Consider the following 6,470-nt stretch of genomic DNA (forward strand, 5'->3'; position numbering starts at 1 on the left):
AGAGGTACCACCCGCCATGACTCCCATGTCCAAGCACACGCTCTCGGTCCTCGTCGAGAACACCCCCGGCATCCTGGCCAGGATCGCCGCACTCTTCTCCCGCCGCGGCTTCAACATCGACTCCCTGGCCGTCGGCGTCACCGAGCACCCCGACATCTCCCGCATCACCATCGTCGTGAATGTCGAGGACCTCCCGCTCGAACAGGTCACCAAGCAGCTCAACAAGCTGGTCAACGTCCTGAAGATCGTCGAACTCGAGCCGGGTGCGGCCGTGCAGCGCGAGCTCGTCCTCGCCAAGGTGCGCGCCGACAACGAGACCCGCTCGCAGATCGTCGAGATCGTCCAGCTGTTCCGCGCCAAGACCGTGGACGTCTCCCCGGAGGCGGTCACCATCGAGGCCACCGGCAGCAGCGACAAGCTGGAAGCCATGCTCAAGATGCTCGAACCCTTCGGCATCAAGGAGCTGGTGCAGTCCGGCACCATCGCGATCGGCCGCGGCTCGCGCTCCATCACGGACCGCAGTCTGCGCGCGCTCGACCGATCCGCGTAGCGGCGCTCCAGCGCCGCCCGCGAGACTGTCCCTGTGCGCGGGAGACCGCATCGCTCCCGCGCGCGGGGCACAGGTTCCGGATAGCGAGACCCGACAACTTCCCTCACCCCGCCCGCCGTACGGTGGGACGCAACATCAGCACACATAGGAGATTTCCAGTGGCCGAGCTGTTCTACGACGCCGACGCCGACCTGTCCATCATCCAGGGCCGCAAGGTCGCGGTCATCGGTTACGGCAGCCAGGGTCACGCCCACGCCCTCTCGCTGCGCGACTCCGGTGTGGACGTGCGGGTCGGCCTGCACGAGGGCTCCAAGTCCAAGGCGAAGGCCGAGGAGCAGGGCCTGCGCGTGGTCACGCCCGCGGAGGCCGCCCAGGAAGCCGACGTCATCATGATCCTGGTGCCGGACCCGATCCAGGCCCAGGTGTACGAGGAGTCCATCAAGGACAACCTGAAGGACGGCGACGCGCTGTTCTTCGGTCACGGCCTGAACATCCGCTTCGGCTTCATCAAGGCCCCGGCGGGCGTCGACGTCTGCATGGTCGCCCCCAAGGGCCCGGGCCACCTGGTGCGCCGCCAGTACGAGGAGGGCCGCGGCGTCCCGTGCATCGCGGCGGTCGAGCAGGACGCGACCGGCAAGGGCTTCGAGCTCGCCCTGTCGTACGCCAAGGGCATCGGCGGCACCCGCGCGGGCGTCATCAAGACGACCTTCACCGAGGAGACCGAGACCGACCTCTTCGGCGAGCAGGCCGTCCTCTGCGGCGGTACGGCCGCGCTGGTCAAGGCCGGCTTCGAGACCCTGGTCGAGGCGGGCTACCAGCCGGAGATCGCCTACTTCGAGTGCCTGCACGAGCTGAAGCTCATCGTCGACCTCATGTACGAGGGCGGCCTGGAGAAGATGCGCTGGTCGGTCTCCGAGACCGCCGAGTGGGGCGACTACGTCACCGGCCCGCGCATCATCACCGACGCCACCAAGGCCGAGATGAAGAAGGTCCTCGCCGAGATCCAGGACGGCACGTTCGCCAAGAACTGGATGGCCGAGTACCACGGCGGTCTGAAGAAGTACAACGAGTACAAGCAGCAGGACGCCGAGTCCCTGCTGGAGACCACCGGCAAGGAGCTGCGCAAGCTGATGTCCTGGGTCGACGAGGAGGCGTAAGCCGTGCGGCGCGGGTACGGGGCCAGTTCCTCTGGTGCCGTGCCCGCGCCGTTGTCCTGCGTACTGTCGCGGGGCTCCGCCCCAGACCCCGCTCCTCAATCGCCGGAGGGGCTGAATCTTCACGTGCGGGTGATCCTTCCGGTGAGGCGCATCAGGCCCCCGTACGCGCCACTACACTGCAAACCACATTCGCGTCAGGCCCACAGCGTCGTGCGTCTTCGCGGCTAGCCACCTCCACCGCCTGCGGCCGTCGGGACGGCCGTCCGCATTGGGACTTGTGAGGACTCACGTGAGCACTGCTGCCAACGGCAAACCGGTCGTACTCATCGCTGAAGAGCTGTCGCCCGCCACTGTCGACGCCCTGGGCCCGGACTTCGAGATCCGGCACTGCAACGGCGCGGACCGCGCCGAGCTGCTGCCCGCCCTCGTCGACGTCGACGCGATCCTGGTCCGCTCCGCGACCAAGGTCGACGCCGAGGCCATCGCCGTCGCGCGCAAGCTGAAGGTCGTCGCCCGCGCGGGCGTCGGTCTGGACAACGTCGACGTCTCCGCCGCCACCAAGGCCGGCGTCATGGTCGTCAACGCCCCGACGTCGAACATCGTCACCGCCGCCGAGCTCGCCTGCGGCCTGATCGTCGCCACCGCGCGCAACATCCCGCAGGCGAACACCGCCCTGAAGAACGGCGAGTGGAAGCGCTCCAAGTACACCGGCGTGGAGCTCGCCGAGAAGACGCTCGGCGTCGTCGGCCTCGGCCGCATCGGCGCGCTCGTCGCGCAGCGCATGTCGGCCTTCGGCATGAAGGTCGTGGCGTACGACCCGTATGTACAGCCCGCGCGTGCCGCGCAGATGGGCGTGAAGGTCCTCTCGCTGGACGAGCTCCTCGAAGTCTCCGACTTCATCACCGTGCACCTGCCGAAGACCCCCGAGACCCTCGGCCTCATCGGCGACGAGGCGCTGCACAAGGTCAAGCCGTCCGTGCGTGTCGTCAACGCCGCGCGCGGCGGCATCGTCGACGAGGAGGCGCTGTACTCGGCGCTCAAGGAGGGCCGCGTCGCGGGCGCCGGCCTCGATGTGTACGCGAAGGAGCCCTGCACCGACTCCCCGCTCTTCGAGCTGGACCAGGTCGTGTGCACCCCGCACCTCGGCGCCTCCACCGACGAGGCGCAGGAGAAGGCGGGCATCTCCGTCGCCAAGTCGGTGCGCCTCGCGCTCGCCGGTGAACTGGTGCCGGACGCGGTGAACGTCCAGGGCGGCGTCATCGCCGAGGACGTGCGCCCCGGGCTTCCGCTGGCCGAGAAGCTCGGCCGGATCTTCACCGCGCTCGCGGGCGAGGTCGCCGCCCGGCTCGACGTCGAGGTGTACGGCGAGATCACCCAGCACGACGTGAAGGTGCTCGAACTGTCCGCCCTGAAGGGCGTGTTCGAGGACGTCGTCGACGAGACGGTTTCGTACGTCAACGCGCCGCTGTTCGCGCAGGAGCGCGGTGTCGAGGTGCGGCTCACCACGTCCTCCGAGTCGCCCGACCACCGCAACGTGGTCACCGTGCGCGGCACCCTCGGCGACGGCGAGGAGATCGCCGTGTCCGGCACGCTGGCCGGGCCCAAGAACCACCAGAAGATCGTGGCCGTCGGTGAGTACGACGTCGATCTGGCGCTCGCCGACCACATGGTCGTGCTGCGGTACGCGGACCGGCCCGGGGTCGTCGGAACGGTGGGGCGCGTCCTTGGTGAGGCCGGGATCAACATCGCCGGGATGCAGGTTGCGCGGGCCGATGCGGGGGGTGAGGCGCTCGCCGTTCTCACCGTCGACGACACGGTGCCGCTGCCGGTCCTCGCGGAGCTGTCCGAGGAGATCGGGGCGGCGTCGGCCCGCTCGGTCAACCTGGCGGACTAGGGGGTCCCGTAACCAGGGGGCTCCGCCCCCTGGACCCCCGTATCGGAGGAGCGGGGGTCCGGGGGCGGAGCCCCCTGGGCTCGCAGGGCCCACGCCCCCAGCCCGGCTGCGGCAAGCAGTATTCCCGCCCCCGCCAGCGCAGCGACATGCATACCGCTGGTGAACGCGGACCGCGCCGCCGAGGCGAGCGCGTCGGCCGCCGGTGACGGCAGGTGACCGGCGGCGGCCAGCGCGCCGCCGAGCGTCTCCCGCGCCGCGTCCGGCGCCCCCGCGGGCATCTCGTCGCGATACACCGCCGTCCCGACAGACCCGAGCACAGCCATCCCGAGCGCCCCGCCGAACTCCTGGCCGGTCTCCAGGAGCGAGGACGCCGCCCCGGCCTTCTCCGCGGGCGCCGACCCGAGTGCCAAGTCGGTGAGCTGCGAGCCGACCACCACCGCCCCCCACGCGAGCACCCCCGCCCCCGCGAGCACCGTCCACAGCGCGTCGGTGTCCGCGAGCAGCAGCAGCCCGTACCCGCACGCCGCGACCGCGAAGCCGCCCGCGACCACGTACGCCCGGTCCGTGCCCCGCCGCACCAGGGCCGTCGCGACCGGCGCCGCGCAGCCGATGAGGACCGACGGCAGCAGCGCCCACAGCGCGGCCTCCATCGCGCTCTTGCCGAGCACGGACTGCAGATACTGCGTCGTGTAGTACGCCGAACCCATCATCGCGAACGACGAGACGAGGTTCAGGACGACGGCGGGAGCGAAGCCGCGCGACCCGCGGAACAGGGCGGGGGAGATCAGCGGGGACGCGGCGGTGCGCTGGCGGCGTACGAACAGGGCCGCGAAGACGAGGCCCACGGCGAGCGACGCGACGTACTCCACGTGGACACCCTCGGAGGGGATCTCCTTGAGGCCGTACACGACCGGAAGCACCGCGGCCAGTGACAGCGGCACGCTCAGCAGGTCGAAGCGGCCGGGACGCGGGTCCCTGGACTCCGGGATGAGGACCGGCGCGAGCACCAGGAGCAGCGCCATCGCGGGCAGGTTGACCAGGAACACCGAGCCCCACCAGAAGAACTCGACGAGCAGCCCGCTCAGCACCGAGCCGAGCGCGATGCCGGCCACCATCACGCCGGACCAGATGCCGATCGCCGTCGCGCGCTGCCCGGCGTCGCGGAACAGCGTCCGCACCAGCGCGAGCGTGGACGGCATCAGGGTGGCGCCGCCGATGCCGAGGACGGCGCGGGCGGCGATGAGGAGTTCGGCGCTGTCGGCGTAGGCGGCGGTGAGGGACGCCGCGCCGAAGGCCGCCGCGCCGCAGAGCAGCAGCCTGCGGCGGCCCACGCGGTCGCCGAGCGAGCCCATGGTCATGAGCAGTCCGGCGAGCACGAAGGCGTAGATGTCGAAGATCCAGAGTTGCTGGGTGCCGGTCGGTTCCAGGTCCGCGTTGATCGCGGGGACCGCGAAGTAGAGGACCGAGACGTCCATCGAGACGAGCAGCAGCGGCAGCATCAGGACGGCGAGGGCCGTCCATTCCCTGCGGCCCGCGCGTGCGGGCGTCGGATTCGTAGCCATGCCCAGGGACTGTACGGACGTATAAAACAGTTGTCTAGAACGAGTGTGTAGGACGAGTGTGTGGGACGAGCGTGTAGGACGAGCGTGTAGGACGAGCGTCTGGATTCTGGGTAGAGTCGGCGCATGGGACACCGTGAGGATCTGCTGGAGGGCGCCCAGCGCTGCCTGCTGGAGAAGGGGTTCGTGCGCACGACGGCGCGCGACATCGTCAAGGAGTCGGGCACGAATCTCGCGTCCATCGGCTATCACTACGGCTCGAAGGACGCCCTGCTCGCGCAGGCGTACATCGCGCTCATCGAGTCCATCGGCGACGCCTTCCATCCGGTGGATGACGCGGGCGCGGCGCCCGGCGGCTCGCTGGAGCGGTTCCAGGAGGTGTGGGGGAACGTCATCCGTACGTTCCCCGAGGCACGGGGTGTGTGGATGCTCAGCCTGGAGTTCGTCACCTACGGCGACCGGCTGCCCGGGGTGCGCGAACTCGTCGCCAAGGCGCAGCGGGAGGGGCGCGCGGGCGTGGCCGCGCTGATGCTCGACATCGACGAGGACACGCTCGGCGACGACGTCCTCGACGCGGAGGGGCGGCTCTATACGACGCTGCTCAACGGGCTGATGGTGCAGTGGCTCTTCGACCCGGAGTCGGCGACGGACGCGGCGCAGCTGACGGAGGGACTGCGGCGGGTGATGGAACGGGCGGGGCGGGAGGGGCTCTAGCAGGTGGTGATCTCGCGGGTCGTGTTGCGCGTCAGCCTGTGAACCCGGCTGTCGCGTCGCGCGTCAGCCCGTGAACCCCGGCACCACCAGACCCGATTCGTACGCGATCACCACCGCGTGGGTCCGGTTCTGCGCGCCGAGCTTGGTCAGTACGTTCCCGACGTGTGTCTTCACCGTCTCCAGGCCGAGCCTCACCTGCCGGGCGCCCGCCGGTTGAGGTGGGCCCCTACAGCCGTGACGCCTTCAGGATCATGTGCAGGAGCAGGCGGTCCTCGCCCTCGTCCAGGTCCAGCTTCGTGAGCTGCTCCACGCGCGAGAGGCGGTAGTAGAGGGTCTGGCGGTGGATGCCCAGCTCGGCCGCCGCGCGGCCCGCCTGGCCCGCGCGGTCGAGGAACACCTCGGCGGTGCGGGCGAGTTCGCGGTGGGTGGGGGAGAGCAGTTCGCGGGCCACCGTGTCGTACACCGCCTCCGGGGGCAGTGCCGTGAGCAGCCGGTAGGGGCCGATGTCCGACCACCGCGCGAGCGGCGCGAACCGCGGCTCCGCGAGCGCCGCGCGCGCCGCCGCCGTGGCCTCCCCCCAGGCCGCCCACGTCTCG

7 protein-coding genes are annotated in these 6,470 nt (G+C 70.4%); 4 read left to right on the top strand and 3 right to left on the bottom strand.

Annotation, left to right across the window (positions count from 1 at the left end; all coding sequences use genetic code 11):
- The first annotated feature begins 25 nt into the window (after positions 1 to 25).
- From ilvN to serA, 3 genes are all read left to right on the top strand, one after another.
- The gene (gene ilvN, locus STRAU_RS19275; RefSeq protein ID WP_016642044.1) at positions 26 to 550 is read left to right on the top strand and encodes an acetolactate synthase small subunit; all 525 of its coding nucleotides are present in this window, start codon (positions 26 to 28) and stop codon (positions 548 to 550) included.
- Between the two features lie 158 nt (positions 551 to 708).
- Entirely contained in the window at positions 709 to 1,707 is a 999-nt protein-coding gene (gene ilvC, locus STRAU_RS19280) for a ketol-acid reductoisomerase (RefSeq protein ID WP_016642045.1), read from the top strand.
- A 289-nt stretch (positions 1,708 to 1,996) separates the two neighbouring features.
- Positions 1,997 to 3,601: a phosphoglycerate dehydrogenase gene (serA, locus tag STRAU_RS19285; RefSeq protein ID WP_016642046.1), complete on the top strand. Its 1,605-nt coding sequence runs from the start codon at positions 1,997 to 1,999 to the stop codon at positions 3,599 to 3,601.
- On the opposite strand, the gene STRAU_RS19290 is transcribed toward serA, so the two are convergent.
- Positions 3,598 to 5,163, bottom strand: coding sequence for an MFS transporter (locus STRAU_RS19290; protein ID WP_016642049.1), 1,566 nt, complete (start codon positions 5,161 to 5,163; stop codon positions 3,598 to 3,600). The genes serA and STRAU_RS19290 overlap by 4 nt on opposite strands.
- 123 nt (positions 5,164 to 5,286) lie before the next feature.
- Between STRAU_RS19290 and STRAU_RS19295 the strand changes: the two genes are divergently transcribed.
- Positions 5,287 to 5,874 (top strand): TetR/AcrR family transcriptional regulator, encoded by a 588-nt coding sequence (locus STRAU_RS19295; protein ID WP_016642048.1) that lies wholly within the window; start codon positions 5,287 to 5,289, stop codon positions 5,872 to 5,874.
- A gap of 63 nt (positions 5,875 to 5,937) precedes the next feature.
- On the opposite strand, the gene STRAU_RS40370 is transcribed toward STRAU_RS19295, so the two are convergent.
- Together STRAU_RS40370 and STRAU_RS19300 are read right to left on the bottom strand one after the other, a co-directional pair.
- Positions 5,938 to 6,069, bottom strand: coding sequence for a LuxR C-terminal-related transcriptional regulator (locus STRAU_RS40370; RefSeq protein WP_016642050.1), 132 nt, complete (start codon positions 6,067 to 6,069; stop codon positions 5,938 to 5,940).
- Between the two features lie 31 nt (positions 6,070 to 6,100).
- Positions 6,101 to 6,470: helix-turn-helix domain-containing protein (locus STRAU_RS19300; protein WP_037660429.1), on the bottom strand; the 370-nt coding region annotated here is incomplete at its 5' end.

The organism is Streptomyces aurantiacus JA 4570, assembly GCF_000414115.1.
GTDB classification, from domain to species: domain Bacteria; phylum Actinomycetota; class Actinomycetes; order Streptomycetales; family Streptomycetaceae; genus Streptomyces; species Streptomyces aurantiacus_A.

What these genes read in the sequence shown, in the direction of transcription:
- ilvN (WP_016642044.1), top strand. Translation starts at nt 26, where the DNA reads ATGTCCAAGCACACGCTCTCGGTCCTCGTCGAGAACACCCCCGGCATC.
- STRAU_RS19295 (WP_016642048.1), top strand. Translation starts at nt 5,287, where the DNA reads ATGGGACACCGTGAGGATCTGCTGGAGGGCGCCCAGCGCTGCCTGCTG.
- STRAU_RS19290 (WP_016642049.1), bottom strand. Translation starts at nt 5,163, where the DNA reads ATGGCTACGAATCCGACGCCCGCACGCGCGGGCCGCAGGGAATGGACG.